The 21,363-nt window shown below is 41.7% G+C and carries 18 protein-coding genes; 12 read left to right on the forward strand and 6 right to left on the reverse strand.

The features are described 5' to 3' along the window. The first annotated feature begins 18 nt into the window (after positions 1–18). Positions 19–993 (forward strand): HTH-type transcriptional regulator CysB, encoded by a 975-nt coding sequence (gene cysB, locus G5S32_RS04580; RefSeq protein WP_165310789.1) that lies wholly within the window; start codon positions 19–21, stop codon positions 991–993. 54 nt (positions 994–1,047) lie between these two features. Further along, the gene (locus G5S32_RS04585) at positions 1,048–2,253 is read left to right on the forward strand and encodes a methyltransferase (protein ID WP_165310791.1); all 1,206 of its coding nucleotides are present in this window, start codon (positions 1,048–1,050) and stop codon (positions 2,251–2,253) included. A 43-nt stretch (positions 2,254–2,296) separates the two neighbouring features. Here the strand turns inward: G5S32_RS04585 and ald are convergent, their stop codons facing one another. After that, the gene (ald, locus tag G5S32_RS04590) at positions 2,297–3,421 is read right to left on the reverse strand and encodes an alanine dehydrogenase (RefSeq protein WP_165310793.1); all 1,125 of its coding nucleotides are present in this window, start codon (positions 3,419–3,421) and stop codon (positions 2,297–2,299) included. A 156-nt stretch (positions 3,422–3,577) separates the two neighbouring features. Here ald and lrp point away from each other — a divergent pair, with 156 nt between their 5' ends. After that, positions 3,578–4,072 (forward strand): leucine-responsive transcriptional regulator Lrp, encoded by a 495-nt coding sequence (gene lrp / locus G5S32_RS04595; protein ID WP_004726475.1) that lies wholly within the window; start codon positions 3,578–3,580, stop codon positions 4,070–4,072. Between the two features lie 188 nt (positions 4,073–4,260). Continuing rightward, the gene (locus G5S32_RS04600) at positions 4,261–7,134 is read left to right on the forward strand and encodes a DNA translocase FtsK (protein WP_165310795.1); all 2,874 of its coding nucleotides are present in this window, start codon (positions 4,261–4,263) and stop codon (positions 7,132–7,134) included. A gap of 75 nt (positions 7,135–7,209) precedes the next feature. Here the strand turns inward: G5S32_RS04600 and dsbB are convergent, their stop codons facing one another. After that, positions 7,210–7,743 carry a disulfide bond formation protein DsbB gene (gene dsbB / locus G5S32_RS04605; protein ID WP_165310796.1) on the reverse strand — a complete coding sequence of 178 codons (534 nt, stop codon included), beginning with the start codon at positions 7,741–7,743 and terminating at the stop codon, positions 7,210–7,212. A gap of 83 nt (positions 7,744–7,826) precedes the next feature. Beyond that, positions 7,827–9,419, reverse strand: coding sequence for a Na(+)/H(+) antiporter NhaB (gene nhaB, locus G5S32_RS04610; RefSeq protein WP_165310798.1), 1,593 nt, complete (start codon positions 9,417–9,419; stop codon positions 7,827–7,829). A gap of 641 nt (positions 9,420–10,060) precedes the next feature. On the opposite strand from nhaB, the gene fadR reads away from it, so the two are divergent. Next, positions 10,061–10,900: a fatty acid metabolism transcriptional regulator FadR gene (gene fadR, locus G5S32_RS04615; RefSeq protein ID WP_165310800.1), complete on the forward strand. Its 840-nt coding sequence runs from the start codon at positions 10,061–10,063 to the stop codon at positions 10,898–10,900. A 57-nt stretch (positions 10,901–10,957) separates the two neighbouring features. Here the strand turns inward: fadR and G5S32_RS04620 are convergent, their stop codons facing one another. Both G5S32_RS04620 and G5S32_RS04625 read right to left on the reverse strand, forming a co-directional pair. After that, positions 10,958–12,118 (reverse strand): DUF1887 family protein, encoded by a 1,161-nt coding sequence (locus tag G5S32_RS04620; RefSeq protein WP_165310802.1) that lies wholly within the window; start codon positions 12,116–12,118, stop codon positions 10,958–10,960. Between the two features lie 177 nt (positions 12,119–12,295). Beyond that, a complete protein-coding gene (locus G5S32_RS04625) occupies positions 12,296–14,287 on the reverse strand; it encodes a methyl-accepting chemotaxis protein (RefSeq protein WP_165310804.1) in 1,992 nt (663 codons plus the stop codon). A gap of 259 nt (positions 14,288–14,546) precedes the next feature. Between G5S32_RS04625 and hinT the strand changes: the two genes are divergently transcribed. From hinT to G5S32_RS04660, 7 genes are all read left to right on the forward strand, one after another. After that, positions 14,547–14,897, forward strand: a complete 351-nt coding sequence (gene hinT, locus G5S32_RS04630; protein WP_165310806.1) for a purine nucleoside phosphoramidase — start codon at positions 14,547–14,549, stop codon at positions 14,895–14,897. Between the two features lie 62 nt (positions 14,898–14,959). After that, positions 14,960–16,348 carry a COG3014 family protein gene (locus tag G5S32_RS04635; RefSeq protein WP_165310808.1) on the forward strand — a complete coding sequence of 463 codons (1,389 nt, stop codon included), beginning with the start codon at positions 14,960–14,962 and terminating at the stop codon, positions 16,346–16,348. Further along, complete coding sequence (locus tag G5S32_RS04640) at positions 16,348–16,737, forward strand: YcfL family putative periplasmic lipoprotein (protein ID WP_165310809.1); 390 nt, start codon at positions 16,348–16,350, stop codon at positions 16,735–16,737. The genes G5S32_RS04635 and G5S32_RS04640 overlap by 1 nt, the downstream gene beginning before the upstream one ends. Positions 16,738–16,757: 20 nt before the next feature. After that, a complete protein-coding gene (gene lpoB, locus G5S32_RS04645) occupies positions 16,758–17,348 on the forward strand; it encodes a penicillin-binding protein activator LpoB (RefSeq protein ID WP_165310811.1) in 591 nt (196 codons plus the stop codon). A gap of 33 nt (positions 17,349–17,381) precedes the next feature. Then, positions 17,382–18,236 (forward strand): phosphotransferase, encoded by an 855-nt coding sequence (locus G5S32_RS04650; RefSeq protein WP_165310813.1) that lies wholly within the window; start codon positions 17,382–17,384, stop codon positions 18,234–18,236. 100 nt (positions 18,237–18,336) lie between these two features. Next, positions 18,337–18,876, forward strand: a complete 540-nt coding sequence (ycfP, locus tag G5S32_RS04655; RefSeq protein WP_165310815.1) for an alpha/beta hydrolase YcfP — start codon at positions 18,337–18,339, stop codon at positions 18,874–18,876. A gap of 342 nt (positions 18,877–19,218) precedes the next feature. Next, positions 19,219–20,508, forward strand: coding sequence for an NAD(P)/FAD-dependent oxidoreductase (locus tag G5S32_RS04660; protein ID WP_165310817.1), 1,290 nt, complete (start codon positions 19,219–19,221; stop codon positions 20,506–20,508). 262 nt (positions 20,509–20,770) lie between these two features. On the opposite strand, the gene G5S32_RS04665 is transcribed toward G5S32_RS04660, so the two are convergent. Continuing rightward, positions 20,771–21,310, reverse strand: a complete 540-nt coding sequence (locus G5S32_RS04665) for a GNAT family N-acetyltransferase (RefSeq protein WP_165310819.1) — start codon at positions 21,308–21,310, stop codon at positions 20,771–20,773. Between the last annotated feature and the right edge of the window lie 53 nt (positions 21,311–21,363).

The raw sequence follows: 21,363 nt of genomic DNA on the forward strand, positions 1-21,363 counted from the left end.
CAAGGATTTAAGGCAGTTATGAAGTTGCAACAGTTAAAATACATCGTTGAAGTGGTCAATCATAATTTGAACGTTTCTGCCACCGCCGAGAGTCTGTACACGTCTCAGCCGGGGATCAGTAAACAAGTACGTTTATTGGAAGACGAGCTGGGTATTCAAATATTCGAACGAAGCGGTAAACATCTCACGCAGGTAACACAAGCAGGCGAAGATATTGTACGTATTGCTACTGAAATATTATCTCGTGTCGAAAGTATAAAGGCAGTAGCGGGAGAACATACTCATCCAGAAATGGGTACACTAAATATATCAACCACACACACACAAGCTCGTTATGCTCTTCCTGCAGTTATAAAAGGCTTTACAGCACGTTACCCGAAAGTTTCTTTGCACATGCACCAGGGCACACCAAGCCAAATGTCTGAAGCGATTGCGAAAGGTGTGGCTAACTTTGCTATAGCGACTGAAGCGTTGCATTTGTATCAAGATGCAGTGATGCTGCCTTGTTATCATTGGAACCGCTCTATTGTTGTACCTAAAGACCATCCCTTAACTAAGAAAGAACGCATTACGATTGAAGATCTAGCAGCTTTCCCACTTGTTACTTATGTCTTTGGTTTCACTGGGCGTTCTGAACTGGACACTGCGTTTAATCGTGTTGGTTTAACCCCCAAAGTTGTCTTTACTGCTACAGATGCAGACGTAATCAAAACCTATGTTCGCATGGGAATAGGGGTGGGTGTGATCGCTAGTATGGCGATTGATAAGGAGCAAGATAAAGACCTTGTCGCTATTGACGCCAGCCATATCTTTGGTGCGAGTACAACAAGTATCGGTTTCCGCAGAGGAACTTTCTTACGTTCTTATATGTTCGATTTTATGGAGCGCTTTGCTCCACATTTAACCCGTCCGGTTGTAGAACAAGCTATATCTCTTAAGTCCAATATGGAAATTGAAGAGATGTTTAAAGATATTGAGCTACCAGTACGTTAAGACTTTTACTTCATTTGCCTCTCCCTCTAAACTAATGCCAGTTTAGGGGGATCCATGCAGTCTAGATTTCAAACACTCGATAAATTCTTAATTACACACCAATCGCTTTGGCGCTTTGAAGCTTTCTTTCAATGCTTTGAAGGGACGCTATTGTGGCCGCAATATCCTCAATTAAATAATTGGCTTAACACTCTGAGCGTAGAGAATATCGATCGGCTGAAAAATAATCCTGATGAAATTCTTGACCAACTCTCTAATCTCATCCCTGAACTTCGTATCATTCCTGAACTCGCTTATTTACCGACAGCCCAGCATGCGGTACTAGAAAGAAATATAGCATTGGAAGCTGGCATACCAGGTAGAAAGCTTAATCAGATTCATGCGTTGGGGCAGTGTGTTCTTTCTCATCATCATGGCCGAGAATGGCTTGAATGGTGTTCTGGAAAAGGATACTTGGGGAGAATTCTGGCTTTCAATTCAAACCTACCTGTCGTGAGCTTTGAATATCAACAGGAGCTTTGTGACTCTGGGCAAAAAGATGCTGAGCATCTTTCATTGCCGATGACATTTGTTCAAGGCGATGCATTTGATCTTAAAAGCGCTGAGGTGTTTCACTCGGAACAGCATGCAGTGGCTTTACACGCTTGTGGGGATTTGCACGTTCAGCTTATGCGTTATGCCTCCCGCGCAAAGACCAAAACGATCAGTTTTTCACCGTGCTGTTACCATTTAACGCAAGGCGATACATATCTAGCGCAATCAATGTTGGGTAAGCACTCTAAGCTACGATTAACGAAGCAAGAATTAAGAATACCACTGCAAGAGACGGTTACTGGAGGCGAGCGGGTAAAACGCCACAGACAACAAGAGATGAGTTTTAGGCTGGGCTTAAACGCTCTATTAAATGAAGCACTTGCAGTCAACGAATACATACCAATACCTAGCATTAAAAAGTCTTTGTTAAGCGAAGGCTTTGAAGCATTCTGTGTATGGGCGTCTGAGCAAAAAGGTTTTGATCTGCCCGATATTAATTTTTCTCACTATGAAAAGATAGGTGTTGAACGTTTCTGGCAAATGGAACGCTTAAGTTTGGTTCAACAATGCTTTCGTCGTTTATTGGAGATCTGGCTTGTGCTTGATAAGGCGATGTTTTTGCAAGAGAGCGGTTATCGAGTCGAACTAAGTGAATTTTGTAAACGAGAAAGTACGCCGAGAAACATTCTTATTCATGCGGTAAGAGATCAAAATCGGCAGTCATAAAATAAGGATAGGATACCGAGTACAGACTCAGTATCCATATCTGTCAGTTAAACATCGCAATCGCTTGTTTTGGGTCAAGGTAATCAATATGGAAAGCGTCAGCAACGGCTTTACAGGTAACCTTACCGTGAATCACATTGAGCCCATTTAGCAACCCTAAGTCTTCCAATAATGCTCTTTGATAACCTTTGTTTGCCAGTTTGAGTATATAGGGTAGAGTGGCATTGTTAAGAGCGTAAGTTGACGTTCTAGCAACGGCTCCGGGCATGTTGGCAACACAATAGTGGACTACATCATCAATGATATAGGTGGGCTCTGCGTGCGTTGTTGCGTGCGATGTTTCGAAACAACCACCTTGGTCAATGGCGACATCTACAATAGCAGAGCCTGCTTTCATTTGTTTGATGTTCTGTTTAGTGACCAATTTGGGGGCCGCAGCTCCTGGGATTAAAACCGCACCTATAATTAGGTCCGCGTTTAGAACATTTTGTTCTACCGTATCTTTAGTTGAGAATAAGACTTTTGCGCGACCTTGAAATTCCTCATCAAGTTTGCGTAATGTATCAATGTTTTTGTCGATGATCGTAACGTCAGCTCTTAGCCCAACAGCCATCCTCGCGGCGTTCGCGCCGACCACACCACCACCAAGAATCACTATTTTTGCAGGCGCTACGCCTGGTACACCACTTAGCAATAAACCACATCCACCGCGTGATTTTTCTAAGGCTTGTGCACCTGCTTGAATAGACATTCTGCCTGCGACCTCAGACATTGGTGCTAATAGTGGTAAGCGACCCATATTATCTGTTACAGTCTCATATGCTATACAGACAGCTTTGCTCTTGATTAGCTCTTCAGTTTGTGGAAAATCTGGAGCTAGGTGTAAATAAGTAAATAATATTTGCCCTTCTTTGAGCAATGCTCGTTCTACAGCTTGAGGTTCTTTAACCTTTACAATCATCTCTGCTTTCGCAAATATGTCTGCAGCGGTAGGAAGAATGGATGCGCCTGCGGCGGTGTAATCGTCGTCGGAAATACCAATGCCATTTCCGGCATTTGTTTCTATAAAGACTTGGTGGCCGTGAGAGATAAGTTCTCTCACACTTGAAGGGATCATACCGACACGGTATTCGTGGTTTTTGATTTCTTTAGGTACACCAATGATCATCCTGACTCCTTAGTCTAACTTGGTTGTATTGACTGTGTCTTGAGTTGCATGGCGAGTTTATTGCTAGTATATGCGCTATTGTTTAAGATTTGAAACTGCATATTAAAAAGTTGTAGTATATTTTTTGCAAGGAAGTAATTAAGGTGGAATATAAAAATGGCAGACAACTATAAAAGGCCGTCCAAGGATCTTGACCGTATCGACCGCAACATCTTGAATGAGTTGCAGAAAGACGGTCGTATTTCGAACGTTGAATTGTCTAAGCGAGTAGGTCTATCTCCAACGCCGTGCTTGGAGCGTGTTCGTCGCTTAGAACGTCAGGGTTACATTACTGGCTATACAGCGTTATTAAACCCTCAATATCTTGATGCATCACTATTGGTTTTCGTAGAAATTACGCTAAATCGTGGTGCTCCAGACGTATTTGAACAGTTTAATACCGCAGTTCAAAAACTGGATGACATCCAAGAGTGTCACCTAGTTTCAGGTGATTTCGACTACTTATTAAAAACTCGTGTATCAGACATGGGGGCTTATCGTAAGTTGCTTGGGGATACACTGTTACGTTTACCTGGTGTAAACGACACACGTACCTATGTAGTAATGGAAGAGGTCAAACAAACCAATCAGTTAGTTATCAAAACTCGTTAATCATACTTTAGTTCAGAATAGTGGTATTTCTTTCCGCATTCTGACTTTAGTTAATTGGGTTTTTGACCTTGATATGGTTAAATCTTCGAACAAACCGAGCGGCTTTTGCCGCTCGGACTGTTTTCACCTATCCAATATGAGTATAGTGTTACTCACGTTGGCCATAATAATCATAGTCAAGTTGGTTTATGTTCAAAGAGAACAAAAATAAAGTCGAAACTATTATCAAAACGAGTGAAGAGATGAACTCCTCGCGTTTGAACGGTATTCAAAGACTTAAAGAGTGCGGGCTTATACTGACCGTTCTGGCTTCTATATTGTTAGCAGTTGCACTATTCACTTTTAATCCTGCAGATCCTTCATGGTCACAAACTGCATGGGGTTCTGATATTCAAAACGGCGGCGGAATCGTCGGCGCTTGGGTTGCGGATACACTATTTTTTGTATTTGGCTCTTTGGCTTACCCTTTACCTATTATTTTAACTGCTGGCGCGTGGGTTATTTTTCGCAAGCGCCGTGAAGATGAAAACATCGATTTAATGCTTTGGGGAACACGCTTACTCGGTTTAGTTATTCTCTTATTAACGAGTTGCGGTTTGGCTGATATCAATTTCGATGATATTTGGTATTTCTCGTCTGGTGGTGTTGTTGGCGATGTGCTAACCAGCCTTGCTTTGCCTACTCTGAATGTGCTCGGAACAACACTTGCTCTTTTATTCTTCTGGGGTGCAGGTTTTACGCTTTTAACTGGAATTTCATGGCTTAGTATCGTTGAAAGACTTGGCGATATGAGTATTGCTTGCCTTCATTGGGTTCTTAACCGAATACGTGGGCAGAAAGAGGAGATTGTTGAACCTCAATTAACATCACCTTCGCTCATAGAACCTCTACTAACTAGAGGGTTAGCGCATAAAGATAACGATGAAGCTTCAGATGCTGTGGAAAGTATTTCAGTATTGCCACAAGATACAGAGCAAGAGAATCAGCCTGTCGCTCGACGTTTCAATATTCACCTGCCAAAAGAAGAACCTGCGCCAAAAGCGTCAATAGAGTCTGATGATTTTGCTATAGAGCAAGTTTCGCAGGCACCGAACTATCACTTCGACGACGAGGAAGAAGATCTTCCGCCACGTAGTAAGCAACTTACTTCGACAATTGAAGAGCTTGATATGGTTGCTCGTGAATCGGATGATTTTGCTCAAGATGAAATGCCTTGGGATGAATCAGAACAAGAGAATTTAGTGGAAGAAGTTAGCTCTGATGATCCTGTTGTGAACACTAGCTATCTTGATGATGTGGTGGATACAGTCGATTTCGACGATGAGTCTCATATTGAACCAACTATTTCTAATTTTGATGTTCTCGATGATGAGGATGAATGGCAGCCTGAGTCTCAATCTTTAGAGTCTGAGTATGATTTTGAAGGTTATGACGATGAAGACAGCGATGAGATTGAACAGGACAAAGATCTGGCGGCTTTCCAGAGTTTAGTTTCAGAAGCTCAAGCCAATCTGGCAGGGCAACAAAATCCATTCTTGATGCAAAAAAATGTGAACTTGCCAAAACCGGCGGAACCAATGCCGACTTTGGAACTGCTTTATCATCCTGAAAAACGCGAGAACTTTATTGATAGAGAAGCGTTGGAAGAGATTGCTCGTCTTGTTGAAGCGAAGTTGGCTGATTATAAGATTCAAGCAGAAGTGGTTGATATCTTCCCAGGACCCGTTATTACGCGTTTTGAGCTGGACTTGGCACCAGGAGTTAAGGTTAGCCGTATCTCAAGCTTATCAATGGATTTAGCGCGTTCTCTGTCTGCGATGGCAGTACGTGTCGTCGAGGTTATTCCTGGGAAACCGTATGTAGGTCTGGAATTACCTAACATGAGTCGTCAAACGGTATACCTGTCTGATGTTATCGCCAGCCCTCAATTTAAAGAGTCAAAGTCTCCGACAACGGTCGTATTGGGACAGGATATTGCTGGTGACGCTGTCGTAGCAGATCTAGCGAAAATGCCACACGTCTTAGTTGCTGGTACCACAGGCTCCGGTAAGTCAGTGGGTGTGAACGTCATGATCCTAAGTATGTTGTATAAGTCGACACCAGAGGATGTTCGTTTCATCATGATCGACCCGAAAATGTTGGAGCTTTCTATTTATGAAGGTATTCCACACTTACTGGCTGAAGTGGTGACAGACATGAAAGATGCTTCAAATGCACTACGCTGGTGTGTGGGAGAAATGGAGCGTCGTTATAAGCTCATGTCCGTATTGGGTGTGCGGAATATTAAAGGTTTCAATGATAAGTTGAAGATGGCGGCAGAAGCTGGTCACCCGATTCATGACCCATTGTGGAAAGAAGGTGACAGTATGGATGCCGAAGCGCCATTGCTTGAAAAGTTACCTTATATCGTCGTGGTTGTGGATGAGTTTGCCGACTTGATGATGGTTGTAGGTAAAAAAGTAGAAGAGCTTATTGCTCGACTAGCTCAAAAAGCACGTGCGGCAGGTATTCATCTGATTTTGGCTACTCAGCGCCCATCGGTTGATGTTATTACCGGTTTGATTAAAGCGAATATTCCAACTCGTGTAGCCTTTACTGTGTCCACTAAAACTGACTCTCGCACTATTCTTGATCAGGGTGGGGCGGAATCTCTGCTTGGTATGGGTGATATGCTTTACCTTCCGCCAGGTTCAAGTCATACCATTCGTGTACACGGTGCGTTTGCTTCTGATGATGATGTTCATGCTGTAGTGAATAACTGGAAAGCGCGTGGTAAGCCGAATTATATTAGCGATATTATCAGTGGCGATCAAAGCCCGGATATGATGTTGCCGGGTGAAAGAATGGAGAGCGACGAAGAAGTTGATCCTCTGTTTGACCAAGTAGTAGAGCACGTTGTTGAAACACGCCGTGGTTCAGTTTCTGGCGTGCAACGTCGATTTAAGATTGGTTACAACCGAGCTGCGCGTATTGTTGAACAATTAGAAGCCCAAGGAATAGTAAGTGCTCCGGGTCATAATGGCAACCGAGAGGTGCTTTCTCCTGCACCGATACGAGACTAGCTCAGATCATCATACAGAATGCAAAAGGCGCCGACTGGCGCCTTTTGTTCATTTTAAAGCTCTAAAAATAGAATCTTAGCTGAAGAAACGTCTTTGCTCTTTGAAGAATTGTGCGATAACGATAATCGCTAATGCAACTAAATTGCCGGCAAAAATAATGACTAGCCATTGAGGCATAGACAAATCGAATAACTGCCAAACGATCTTACTACAGTCACCGTAAGCTTCAAACATCCAAGGGAACCATTGATTTAGTGGTGCCCAACTAGGGAACTGAACAAAAACATCACACGTAGCAAAAGGCGAGGGATTAAATTGGTATTGAACGTGTTGAAGAGATAGTAGTAGTCCTTTGTATGCACTATAGCCCCAACCTGCAAATCCTAACCAACGAAATAGTGGGTTCTTCGGTGCAATTAGCCCTACAATTGCTGCCCCACCAATCCCTAACATCGCTACACGCTCATAAATACACATTACACAAGGTGCTAGAACCAATACATGTTGGAAGAAAAGTGCACTCGCTTCGAAAAACAATACAAATCCCAATAACAATATCCATGAGACTCGGTTTTTAGAAAAGGTATGCAAATTAGAAAAGAAATTCACAGTTAATCCTTAGTGTTTAAATAGAAAAGCTCTGACTTATCAGAGCTTTTTATCTCGAAATAGTTTCCTATTCAATACAAATTTTAGTGACCTTCAGGAACAAGATTGCCAACGGCATTAACTGAATGATGAGAAAGCCAGCCAAAGTCGTAGAACATATGTGTCATAGGTTCAGCCAGGAAGACGATACCAGCTAGGCCTACTAAGGTCAGCACTATGGTGTATGGTAATGCCATAAGCACCATTCTACCGTATGAAAGACGAATTAAAGGCGCAAGAGCTGAAGTCAACAAGAACAAGAATGCAGCCTGACCGTTTGGTGTTGCCACTGATGGAAGGTTTGTCCCGGTATTGATTGCAACTGCAAGTAAGTCAAATTGATCACGAGAAATGATTCCTTGCATCATCGCTTCTTTCACTTCGTTGATATAAACCGTACCTACGAACACGTTATCCGAAACCATGGATAGTAAACCATTGGCTACATAGAATAGGGCTAACTGAGTGCCGTTATCTTCAATATGTAGTACCGCGTCGATGATCGGTTTGAACAGATGCTGATCGATGATTACGGCAACAATCGAGAAGAACACGGCAAGCAGTGCGGTAAAGGGCAATGCTTCTTCAAATGCTTTACCCATAGAGTGTTCTTCAATAATACCAGTAAAGGCAGTAGCAAGTATGATGACAGAAAGACCAATTAGACCGACGGCTGCAAGGTGCAACGCTAAACCAACAATTAGCCAAACGGCAATAATGCCTTGTATCCAAAGTTTAGCAATATCCTGATTAGTACGAGTTTTACGCTCTTCAGTATCGAAATCGATCAGTATTTGACGAACGTTGACGGGCAAGTTACTTCCATATCCAAAAACTTTAAATTTTTCGACTAAGATACAAGTCAAAATGCCGCAGAAAAACACAGGCACCGTTACTGGTGACATTCGAATTAAGAATTCGCCGAAGAACCATCCTGCTTGATCTGCAATGATAAGGTTTTGCGGTTCGCCAACCATCGTCATTACGCCGCCAAGAGCGGTACCTACACCGGCATGCATAAGCAAAGAACGCAAGAAACCACGGTAGTTCTCTAAATCATCACGTGTCAATTCTGAAATATGCTCATCATGGGTGTGGTCATGTGATGAGTTGAATGTCTGCCCAGACGCTACTTTGTGATAGATAGAGTAGAAACCTACTGCAACACTAATGATTACGGCGATAACGGTCAGAGCGTCTAGAAAGGCTGATAAGAACGCAGCTGTTATACAGAATGCAACTGAAAGAGCAACTTTTGAACGAATGCCGAGTAGTATCTTAGTGAAAATAAATAGCAGCAAGTTCTTCATGAAGTAGATACCTGCAACCATAAATACCAACAGTAGCAGTACTTCAATATTGGCAACTAATTCATGTTTTACTTGAGCTGGACTTGTCATCCCAATTGCAATCGCTTCGATTGCTAATAAACCACCGGGCTGAAGTGGGTAACATTTTAATGCCATGGCTAAAGTGAAAATAAATTCAATGACAAGAAGCCAGCCAGCAATAAACGGATTGATGAAGAAGAAAACGATCGGATTAATAATAAGAAAGGCAATTATGGCAACTTTGTACCAATCAGGTGCTTTTCCTAGGAAATTCTTGATAAAAGCGTTTCCAAGGGACATCGGCATGGTAATTACTCTCACTGTTATAATAAATTTAACAAGGATATGTGCCAGCTTTGATTGGAACTTTAAAAGCTCATGAATCAAAGTATTATCAACAGCGACTTAGGGAGGTAATAAAGAAAATTACCTATTTAGAACCTTGCCAAGTCACTCCCTGATCAAAACAAGCACTCTAGACTCTGACCGCAACTCTACCTGCATAACTTATTTAGTCAACAAGCTGCTTAGCGGTATGGAAGTCAGTATTAATCATCATTTGGGGTGATATTGTGGCTTCATTTATAATATGAAGCTAATTAAAAAATTCTTTTCAAGCCTATATGAAGAATAAATGTACGTAAATACAACCAAGCTCACGTAACTTGCTCTATTTAAGTAAGTTTATTTTGCGATTGCATAAATAGTTAATGTGATAAAACTCTCTTTTTTAGTGTGGTTTTTGTGCATCAAAAGTTACGAGTTGAAATGTTTTGAAACATATTTTAAGCATTTATATGACGTGTTGAATCTAGTCATTAAATAATTCTATTGCCATTCGACAGCTTTGTGACAAGTTTAGGGTTGCTTTGTTTCCGCTTGGTGATAACTAGTGGTATGATGAGTCCCTATCAAATCTAATAAATAGAAAACTGGATAAGTACTTAATGGTTATTAAGGCAAAAAGCCCAGCAGGTTTTGCAGAAAAATACATTATTGAAAGCATTTGGAACGGTCGATTCCCACCTGGTTCCATCCTACCTGCAGAACGAGAACTCTCTGAGCTTATAGGTGTAACTCGAACAACTTTGCGTGAAGTTCTTCAGCGTTTAGCTCGTGATGGATGGCTTACTATTCAGCATGGTAAGCCAACAAAAGTGAACCAGTTTATGGAAACATCTGGCTTACATATTCTAGATACATTAATGACGTTGGATGCAGATAATGCAACCAGTATTGTTGAGGATCTGCTAGCGGCCCGTACGAATATAAGTCCGATTTTCATGCGCTATGCATTTAAGATCAATAAAGAGAATTCTGAACGTACGATTACTAATGTTATTGAATCCTGTGAAGCTCTTGTAGCTGCAGAATCGTGGGATGCATTTATGGCTTCTTCACCATTTGCAGATAAATTGCAGCAACATGTTAAAGATGATGGTGAAAAAGACGAAGAAAAGCGTCAATCAGTGTTGATTGCTAAGACCTTTAACTACTATGACTATATGTTGTTTCAGCGTTTAGCATTCCATTCTGGCAACCAAATATATGGTTTAATCTTTAATGGAGTGAAAAAGTTATACGACCGTGTTGGTAGTTACTACTTCTCTAACCCTGAAGCTCGCGAGCGTTCACTAGCATTTTACCGAGATCTATTAGAGATTTGTCGGTCAGGAGATCGCGAGCAGTTACCAGGAGTTATTCGCCACTATGGTATTGATAGTGCTCAGATCTGGAACAAGATGAAAGATACATTGCCTTCGAACTTCACTGAAGACGATTCTTAATAGAAAAAGCCCGCAAGCGGGCTTTTTTAATACCTAACGCATTTTAGAGTTGGTAGTTTATATATTTTCTCTACCGCCAGCTTCTTTAAACCAAGCGGTAAGATGAGTTTTGAGGTCTTTCAACTCATCAGGGCCGATAAGTGCGAGACCTAGATCCTCTGCCCTTGTAATATCGTTATGACGAAGAGGTCGGAAGCTAACTAACATAGCTCGTGCTTGTAACCCACCTAATAGATCGCGAAGAGACTCCAATTTATATAATGTGTCATCGCCATCATCACGCATGCCTTTAGTTTTACATTCGATGATATACAGTTTGTTGTTCACAACCGTTGCGATGTCGAGTTCATTACGGACTTCTTTATCACCCAGTTGACGGTAAACCTGTACGTTTAAAGAACGATCCTGAATTGTCGGCAAATCATCTTGAATCTGTTTAACGGTACTGTGTACAAGCGTTTCTAACCATTCACCATTTGAGAATCGACGAGCATCTTCGTTCGCAAAAGTCAGTACGCCATTTTTATAGATGGCGATGTCAGTTTCAACTAAATCGTTAAGCAACATATTCAGTTCACGATAGCCTTGTTGCTTCTCAGAGAGCTCCACATCCAAACGCTGCTCTTTTCTACAGGTTGTAGCTAAGTAATTCAGTGTTGCTAAACCTGGACCTAATTCCAAGGCGTTACTTGCCCAGCGTTCACCTAGGTTATAGAGCTTTTCGTCCAACTGAGGCGGAATGTTCTGCTCACTAAATTCTCCACGTGCACCGAATATCGTCAAGTAATCAGAAATAGTAATATGGTCCTGTACTTGAGTATCTGCATTACCGTCAGGATATAGCCAGCATAAACAGTCGCTGTTCGGTTCCACGACGAAAATCGGCCAGTGGTAGGTGCGGAAAACTTCATATACACAAAGTAGCCTGTGTCTGAGACCGCAACTCGCATTAAGCTTAATAGGCAAATTACGTTGTTTTAGGTCTTCAGCAAGAACGTTAATCGCTTTTTTAATGTCAGCAACGTTAGAGCCTGCTGGTATTTCGAAAAATTCGGAAGTGATATCGCGCTGACTGAGCACTGAGTGTAAACGTGCATACATTACTTGTTGCGAACGATCTCCAATAAAAACGATGTGGCTACTTGCGGTTCTATTATCTAAAAGCGGGGTAACCAAGCGAACGGGGTCTTGGTCAATAATGCCAACATGAACGGCCATAGTTTTTCCTCATGTTCGGCTTGCAAAAAGAGTTAAGTATGAAAGGTTTGCCGCAAGCCATAGCTATCATATAACGGCGCTATGCGGAAAAAACAAGGGTGACCTTACAGAAAAGGTCACCCTAAGAGTGGTTTTTACTTAATGATTACAATTTGGTTTTTATAATGAACAGCTCAACTAGAGTTTAAATCTATGTACTAGCTCACTTTGTTGCGACGCAAGTTGAGTAAGGTTCGTGCTGTTCGATGCAATTTCCGCCATTGCCCGATAGCTATCATCAGCAATAAGATTGATGTCTTCAATACTTCGAGCGATGTTAGCTGTCGTTTCGTTTTGTTCTGCTGCTGCTTGAGAAATATGTGTACTCATTTGGCTGATTTCGATGATCAGAGCCTGAATTTCTTCCATTGCACTATTTGCGTTTGAAGCTTGCTCAACCGATTGTTCCATATCCTTCATGCAGCTTTCGATCACTTGACTTGCTGATGTTGAACTTGATTGTAGGTTACTGATCATATTTTCAATTTCAGTGGTCGATTCGGTCGTGCGCTTAGCGAGAACGCGAACCTCATCCGCAACGACAGCAAAGCCTCGTCCTTGTTCTCCAGCTCGAGCTGCTTCAATTGCTGCATTTAGTGCAAGCAGGTTAGTCTGTTCGGCGATATTACGAATAACATCAAGAATACTACCAATCTGGCTACTCATTCGACGCAAATCGTTAGTCGCTTCTACTGACTCATTCAAACGAGCTTCAAGCTGGTTAATTGTCGAAATGTTTTGGCTCATCACTACGCGACCTGATTCAGATGCGGTTTCGACTTGTTGAACCATTTGCAGTGAATTTTGTGCACTATTGGCGACCTCTTCAACCGAATGAGCCATCTCTGTCATTGCTGTTGCCACACTTGCTGTTTGTTCGCGTTGGCTATTTAACTGAGACTGTGCACCTTGAGATGTAGTCTGGTTATTATTTGCTGTAGACGTTAGAGCATCTGAAGCATGATTTAGCTTTTTCAGAATGTCATGCAGGCTATCGGCTAGAGTATTAATATGGCCGCTGACTCGACTAAATTCGTTGTTATAACGAATGTCGATGCGTTGAGTCATATCACCGTCAGTTAAGCTTTCTAACGTATTCAGAATACGTTTTAGAGGTTCGCGTACACTTTGAGCTAAATGGTAGCCAATGGCTAGAGCGACCACGAGTACGGCGATACCAATTCCCACAGCTTTATAAAGTCCTTGATGATAGACTTCACCTGCATCGACTAATGATTCATTTAAGTCATTAGTCGCTGTTTCGTTAAATGAATCTAAGATGGTCATCGCGTTATCAATTTCGACCGCAAGGTTGCCGATATTTTCATACAAAGCAGTTCGTGCTTTTAGATATTCGTTGTGTTGATCGAGCACTCCGCCTTTCTGACCGATGTCTTGGGTAAATTGTTCAACTTTCTTTTCGAAAGCATTTTTAATATCAGGAAGCTGTGTCACTAATCCTCGGTAGGCATAGTTCAAGTGGGTCACTGCTTTCTTGTTAAGGGCTACGGCGTTTTCAACAAATTCAACATCGTTACTTGCTAACGCATCCGAAGTGATCACCTCTGCATCACGTAGCTTCATAAAATAGCTTTTTGCCATGACCTTAATAGCGATGTTGTTTTGGCCGTCAACCGCTTCTTTCATCCCAGCACTTAATTCCGCTTGTAAGCGCTGAAATTCCCGTGTTGATTTCTGCACTTTAGATTGAGCATCAAACATTGCTTGATAGTTATTCATGGCGTTATCTGCTTCGCTAAAATATCTATCTTCCAGTTGTTTAAGTGCTTCAATGCGTTCAATGAGATCAGGATGTGTAGAACTTGCTTGCTCAAGTTGGTTTAAGGTATCACTGAACTTATTTTTTGCAGCCGCAAATGAATTGCGCATGTCACTCATTCGTTCCAGATTTTGAGTAGTTAGAAAGTCTTTGAAGGACTTGTCGGCTGACAATAGTTGGACGCTAGTTTTATTCGATAAAGAAACAAGCGGTAAGGCTGTGTTAGAAACACTTTCAAAATTGGAATGAATCTGGTTCATTCCACTAGTCATGATAGCAACGGTCACGGCAAACATGATGACGATTAATGCAAATCCAGCATACATCCGCCTAATAACGGAACCTTGCATACTTCTACCCCCGGTAAACACATACTCAAAACAAAAAAATAATAAAAATGCTCTATGGCAAATAATCTTAAATTAAGTGATGTGCATTCTATTCGGCATTAATTGTCACTTTTTAGACTAAAGTTACAAGTTAGGAAAATTCTCACAAAAAAAGTTTAAATTTGTTAACTGGACATTGTTTTGTATTGAGCTTTAAAGGGCCTTGACGCATACTCACTCCCACATTGAACTATAAAAAATACCTACTATGGAGCACCTTATGGCTGAGGAAACCATTTTTAGTAAAATTATTCGTAAAGAGATCCCAGCAGACGTTCTATATCAAGATGATCTAGTCACCGCATTCAGAGATATCAATCCTCGTGCTCCTAGCCACATACTTATTATTCCGAATAAGCTGATCCCAACGGTTAATGATGTGCAAGAAAGTGATGAACTCGCTCTTGGTCGTATGTTTACAGTAGCTAGGAAATTGGCAAAAGAAGAGGGGATTGCAGAAGATGGCTATCGTCTATTAGTGAACTGCAATTCTCACGGTGGACAAGAAGTCTACCACATTCATATGCACCTTGTTGGTGGACGTCCACTTGGCCCACTTTTAATGAGTTAAAATGAATAATGCCCTGTTGCGGGGCGTTATTGTTTCCATCCTAATTTATTACGGAGTGTGTGGTGAAGGCTAAAGTACGACACATTACGATTTCCATCACCAGCTTACTGCTCAGTGCCTGCGCTAACATGACTGCTGGCAATTTGTTCAGTCATTACAGTGCACAAAATCAAAACTTCTATCAAACGGTTAAGCAGGGTCAATACGCAGAGGCTACAGATCAGTTCGAAGATTACGTTGCAGGCGATATTCTAGATAATTTAGAAAAAGGGCGCGTTTATTTTTTGAATGAGCAGTATGCCGAAAGTAAAGCGACATTTGAGCTTTCGGACGCGGCGATAAAAGAGCAGCAAAGTAAAGCGCTAATCTCCATTTCAGATACGGCGACAAGTGTCGGTTCACTGGCGGTTAACGACAATTTGAATGATTACCAACCAGCAGATTACGAGCTAGGATTTTTGCATCTTTATCTCGGCCTTAACTACGTTCAAGCTAACGATCTGGATGGCGCATTAGTTGAGATGCGACGAGCTAATCAGGTTCAGGAACAAGCTCGTGCCAACCGCGAAGCTGAATTGGAAAGTGCCCAAAATCAGCTACGAGAAAATGGTGTCAGCGCTAATCTAGGTAGTGTACTTTCAAAGTATCCAGACGCAGGCAAAACTTTGCAGGCCGTGCAGAATGGATATCTGCTCTATTTGTCTGCTCTTCTTTATGAAGCTTCAAATGATCTTAATAGTGCCTATGTCGACTATAGGCGAGCGTTGACTGTTGCGCCTGATAACAAAGCCGTTATCGAAGGAACATTACGGGTTGCAGAGCGTCTTGCGATGAAAGAAGACTTATCTCTGCTGGAAAAACAGTACGGTTTAGCAAAAACTCTGCGGCAAGGCGAAGGCAGAGTCATTATTTTAGATGAACAAGGCATTGTGAAAGCAATGGAAAGTTGGCGATTATCTTTACCTCTTTATGACAGTCGAGGGCGTAGTGCTCTGTATTCTTTGGCTTTGCCATACTATAACAATATGGTGCAACAAAAGTTTTATTTGCAGTTGAATGGACAACAGATTAATTCTTCAGTACTAGCTAATGTTGACTTAATGGCACAGCGTAACTTATCTGAAAAAATGCCAGCGATAGCTATCCGACAAGCCTTACGTGTAATAGCGAAAGATCAGTTGCGTAAAGAAACTACTAATGGAAATGATATTGGTAACTTAGTGTTAAATGTGTGGAATACATTAACAGAACAACCAGATACACGTAGTTGGATTACGTTACCAGCATCGGTTTATGGCACAACAGAAATTGTTCCATCAGGTGAGCAAACATTGAATGCTGCCGGTAAGACATACCATTTCAATGTGCCGGATCAAGGGACTACTCTTGTTTGGGTATCCCAACAAGGGTCGAATGCAACTATGTGGCATAAGCAACTAGGGAAATTGTGATGAAAAAATGGCTTGTAGCTGTACTGACGACGTTAGTGATTATGGGGTGTAGCAATAACACCGCAGGATTAAGTGTTGAAGGTGAATCGCAGAGAGTGCTATTTGCGGACAACGTATTAGGAAGCCGACTGGTTATTGATGATATTTCGACTGTAGAAACAGACGGACACGCAAGAGGTGTTGTTCGTTTGGTCAGTAAATACAATGGTGATCAACATATTCAGTACCGATTCTACTGGTATGACGATAACGGTTTGGAAGTGAATACTCGTCTTGCACCTTGGAAGCAAGCAATTGTTCGGGGTATGGAAAGTATCTCTATTTCAGAGGTATCGGTAAATCCAAATGGAAAACAATTTCGTATTCAGATCCGTGAATCTGACGACTAGGTAATTTTAGAGGAAGCCAAATGAAAAAGAGTGTTATTGCGTTGCTTGGATTAGCTGTGATTCTTGGTGGATGTTCAAACAAAGTCAGTTACGGTGATGCGCAAGCAGTAGAAACAGTGACGGTTGATTTTGGTTCGACGGACCTACAAAAAATCGCTGGCGAAATGGTTGATAGCATGATGATGTCGGGTTCTGTCGCAGCGATTACTCGTGATTCTCGCCCTATCGTATTTGTTGAGCGAATCAAGAACAAAACTAGTGAGCATATAGATACTGAATCGATTACTGATACGATCAGCACTAAAATGCTGAATTCTGGTAAATTCCGATTTGTTGATATGGACCGCGTAGAATCTGTTCGTGAACAACTGAACTTTCAAAATAATGATGAACTCGTCAACCAAAGTACAGCGATTCAGTTCGGAAAAATGGTTGGTGCACAATATATGTTGTATGGAAATCTAGCCAGTATCGTAAAAAATGCGGGTAGTGATAAAGACGTCTACTACAAAATGACAATGCGTTTAATGGACTTGCAAACTGGTCTAATCGAATGGGCTGATGAAACTGAAATTCGTAAACAAGAGTCTAAGAGTTTACTTGGTCTTTAAGCCGAATTAGTCTCGGAAGTAATGAGGTGAGCGATGGCAAGAATGTCTTGGCATGAAGCGTGTCATTTAGACACAACATTGCAGTCTGTTGCTCACTTTTTCCCTTTGCCTCCTGAGTACGCACAAACCTTAACCGGTGGGTTAACTAACCGTTGTTGGAAAGTGGTCAGTCAAAAAGGCAAAGCGTACGTTTGGCGGCCAACCACAGCTATCACCAAAGCATTTTCAATCTCTCGTTTACAGGAACATCAAATTCTCAAGGCCATTGAGCCCACCCACATAGGACCTAAGCCTGAATATATTAGCGATCAAGGGCTATTGGTTGAATGGGTCGAAGGGGCGTCTCTTCACCATGGAATTGATTTTGACTCATTGCTAAAGATCCAAACAAAAATCCACGCTATCGATGCCACAAAAATTCCAGTCGTACCGTTTTCGTTTTCTGCTCGGATCGACCATTATTGGTTCCAAATAAAAGATAACTTAAAAACCCCTGAGTTTGAGAAACTGTATAAAGCCTGGAGAAATCCTCCAGGCTTAACTAATGTAGGAAGTTCGCTGTGCCATTTTGATTTAGCGGGTTATAACATGGTTAGAACCGATGAAGGGCTCAAAGTGATTGATTGGGAATATGCTTCTATTGCTGATCCAAGAATGGATTTAGCTCTAAGCATTGATGTCGCTGGTGAAAACCCAGTGAAAGCGATTGCTCGTTATTGTCAGTTGCGAGAAATAGAAGATATTGATCCATGGATAGAAGGTGCACAAGCTTGGTTACCTAGAACTACAGTAATGGCAATGCTTTGGTATTTACTTGCTTTTCAATTGTGGGGAGATGAGTACTATTATCATCAGGCTCTTAAAATAAAAGAAACATTTTGTAGTTAGGATCACTGTTTCTCATTTATGTATCGTTAGTTTTCGTACGATTTACTTTAAAACCTTATTGTTCGTGGTAGATTAAAACTTCAAGGAGCGGGGGAGTATTATGATTATTTATTTACACGGTTTCGACTCAACCAGTCCAGGGAACCACGAAAAAGTTCTGCAACTACAATTTATCGATGATGATGTTCGTTTTGTCAGCTATAGCACCTTACATCCAAAGCACGACATGCAGCACCTTCTGAAAGAAGTCCACAAAGCGATTGAGCATTCTAATGATCCAAACCCGATTATTTGTGGTGTAGGTTTAGGTGGTTATTGGTCAGAGCGTATTGGTTTTCTATGTGGTATCAAGCAAGTGATTCTTAACCCGAATCTGTACCCAGAAAATAATATGAGCGGTAAAATTGATCGTCCTGAAGAGTACGATGATATAGCAACCAAATGTGTGGAGCAGTATCGTGTTAAGAACAAAGGACGCTGTTTAGTTATTTTGTCTCGTAATGATGAAATGCTAGATAACTTGCAAACAGCAAAAGCACTAGAAGATTATTACGACATCATTTGGGATGATACACAGTCTCATAAGTTCCGGAAAATATCACAACATCTTCAAGCGATAAAAGCGTTCAAAACTGCTTGATTGCAAAGGTTTAAAATAAAAAAACGGCCGTTTTTATGGCCGTTTTTTATTGTGTTGCATATCGTTTAATTCCCTACAATTTGAATGAATATAAGGTTGCGTAGAGGATTTAGCTCTATATAATGTGAGCCTCGAAATAAATTTGATGTAAGTCAAAAAAACGACCAAGAGCAAGATACAAAACTTGCCTAGAATTTAGATATAAATCTTGTTTAGCCCCGGACCAGTAACATTAAAAAATTAGCCTCGGAATCGTTGAGCTTAGTACGAACTTAAGAATTTTTTCAGTGTGAATCTATCATGCTGGACTTTGATTTTTCATTATTTTTGAGGAATGTTGTTGTGACACGAATTATTGTAGTCGGTGGTGGTGCCGGTGGTCTTGAGCTTGCCACTAAGCTTGGACGTACTTTGGGCCGCAAGAACCGAGCAGATATTACTCTTGTAGACCGCAAATCAAGCCATCTATGGAAGCCTTTACTACATGAAGTAGCCACTGGCTCGTTAGATGAGGGGGTTGATGCGCTAAGCTATCGTGCTCACGCTAAAAATCACAGCTTTGATTTCCAGTTGGGTAGCCTTGAGTCGATTGACCGTGACAGCAAAAAAATCGTGTTGAGCGAGTTATGTGACGATAACGGTGAGTTGCTGATGCCTAAACGTGAATTGGCTTATGACATTCTGGTGATGGCTATTGGTTCTACTTCAAACGATTTTAACACTCCAGGTGTTCGAGAAAACTGTATTTTCCTAGATAGCCCAGAACAAGCTCATCGTTTCCGTACAGAAATGAACAATGAGTTTTTGAAGCTACATGCGAAAAATGGCCAAGGTACTGTAGACATCGCTATTGTTGGTGCTGGTGCAACAGGTGTTGAGCTCTCAGCTGAGCTTCACAATGCGGTGAAAGAACTTCGTACATATGGCTTTGGTGACTTAGATTCAAGCAAGTTGAACGTAAACCTAGTTGAAGCAGGTGCACGTATTCTTCCAGCTTTGCCTCCTCGTATCTCTTCTGCTGCGCACAGTGAGCTAACTAAGCTTGGCGTTAATGTACGCACTGCAACAATGGTGACTCAAGCTGATAAAGACGGCTTAACCACTAAAGATGGTGAGAAAATCACTGCACAGATCATGGTTTGGGCGGCAGGCATCAAAGCGCCTGATTTCATGAAAGATATCGCAGGTCTAGAGACTAACCGCATCAACCAGCTGGTGGTAAAAGATACTCTGCAAACTACTCGTGACGATAATATTTTTGCTATCGGTGACCTTGCTCAATGTACACAGCCTGATGGTTCATTCGTGCCACCACGTGCTCAAGCTGCTCACCAGATGTCTTCACAAGCGTTTAGAAACATCGTTGCTATGCTCAATGGCCGTGAACTAAAACCTTACGTTTACAAAGACCATGGTTCACTTGTATCGCTGAGCCGTTTCTCTACCGTAGGTAGCTTGATGGGTAACTTAACCAAAGGTTCGATGATGGTTGAAGGGCGCATTGCGCGCGTAGTATATATTTCTCTATACCGTATGCACCAGATGGCTCTTCACGGCATTTTCAAAACAGGTTTGATGATGTTGGTTGGTCGTATCAACCGAGTGTTACGCCCTAATTTGAAACTGCATTAATCAGTTTGGTTTAGATTAAAGATCCCACTCACGGTAGTGGGATTTTTTATGCTTGTAGATTTTATTTATTGATCTACAAACTTAGCTTTATACCATTATCCTAGATAAAAATATGCTCAGACTGAGCATCGGTAGAACAGCGAATAGGCGTCAAACGCAAACGCGCATTCATTCGTCCCTGAAGCTCCGCCGAGCCATCCATGGCTCGGAGGGTTTGCTTATCGACGCCCATTCACTGATCAGGAAATTTTCCAGAATGGTATCAGTCAGGAATAAGTGAGAAAACGATTCCGTCTTTCGGTTGGTCGTTAAACAAGAAGCGGTTGCGGGCAACATTTTCTTTTAAAGCTCCGCAGGCTAGTGCTAACTTTTGGCTAGGCAAGTTTTCGGTATCGCACACAATTTCGATTCTAGTGAGTTTTAGCTGACTAAAACAAAATTCAATCAGTGCATTGACGGCCTCTTTTCCAAATCCTTTATGTTGAGACTTATCCGCTATCCAATAACCTAAACTCGCCATGTTGAAAATTCGATAGAATTCATTGATGGCAACCATCCCAACTAATTGTTGCTGCTGTTTTTCAAAAACGCCAAAGCCATAAGCGTCGGCTTTTACCCAATTTAAGCGATTCGCTAAGATAAACTGTTCGGCATCTTTTTTTGAAAACTGTTCGTGGCACCAGTCTACCCACTGATGAAGTGAAGGAGAGCACCGAATGCAATCGGAGAAAGCCTCGGCTTCATCAAGTTTGAGTAGTCTTAACTGTAATCGCTGAGTCACGATTTGAAAATCAGGCAACATAGTCTCTTCTCTTACTCACAATATAATTACAGCTACATACGAAAAAGCGCCCG

The organism is Vibrio ziniensis, assembly GCF_011064285.1.
Classification (GTDB): Bacteria; Pseudomonadota; Gammaproteobacteria; order Enterobacterales; family Vibrionaceae; genus Vibrio; species Vibrio ziniensis.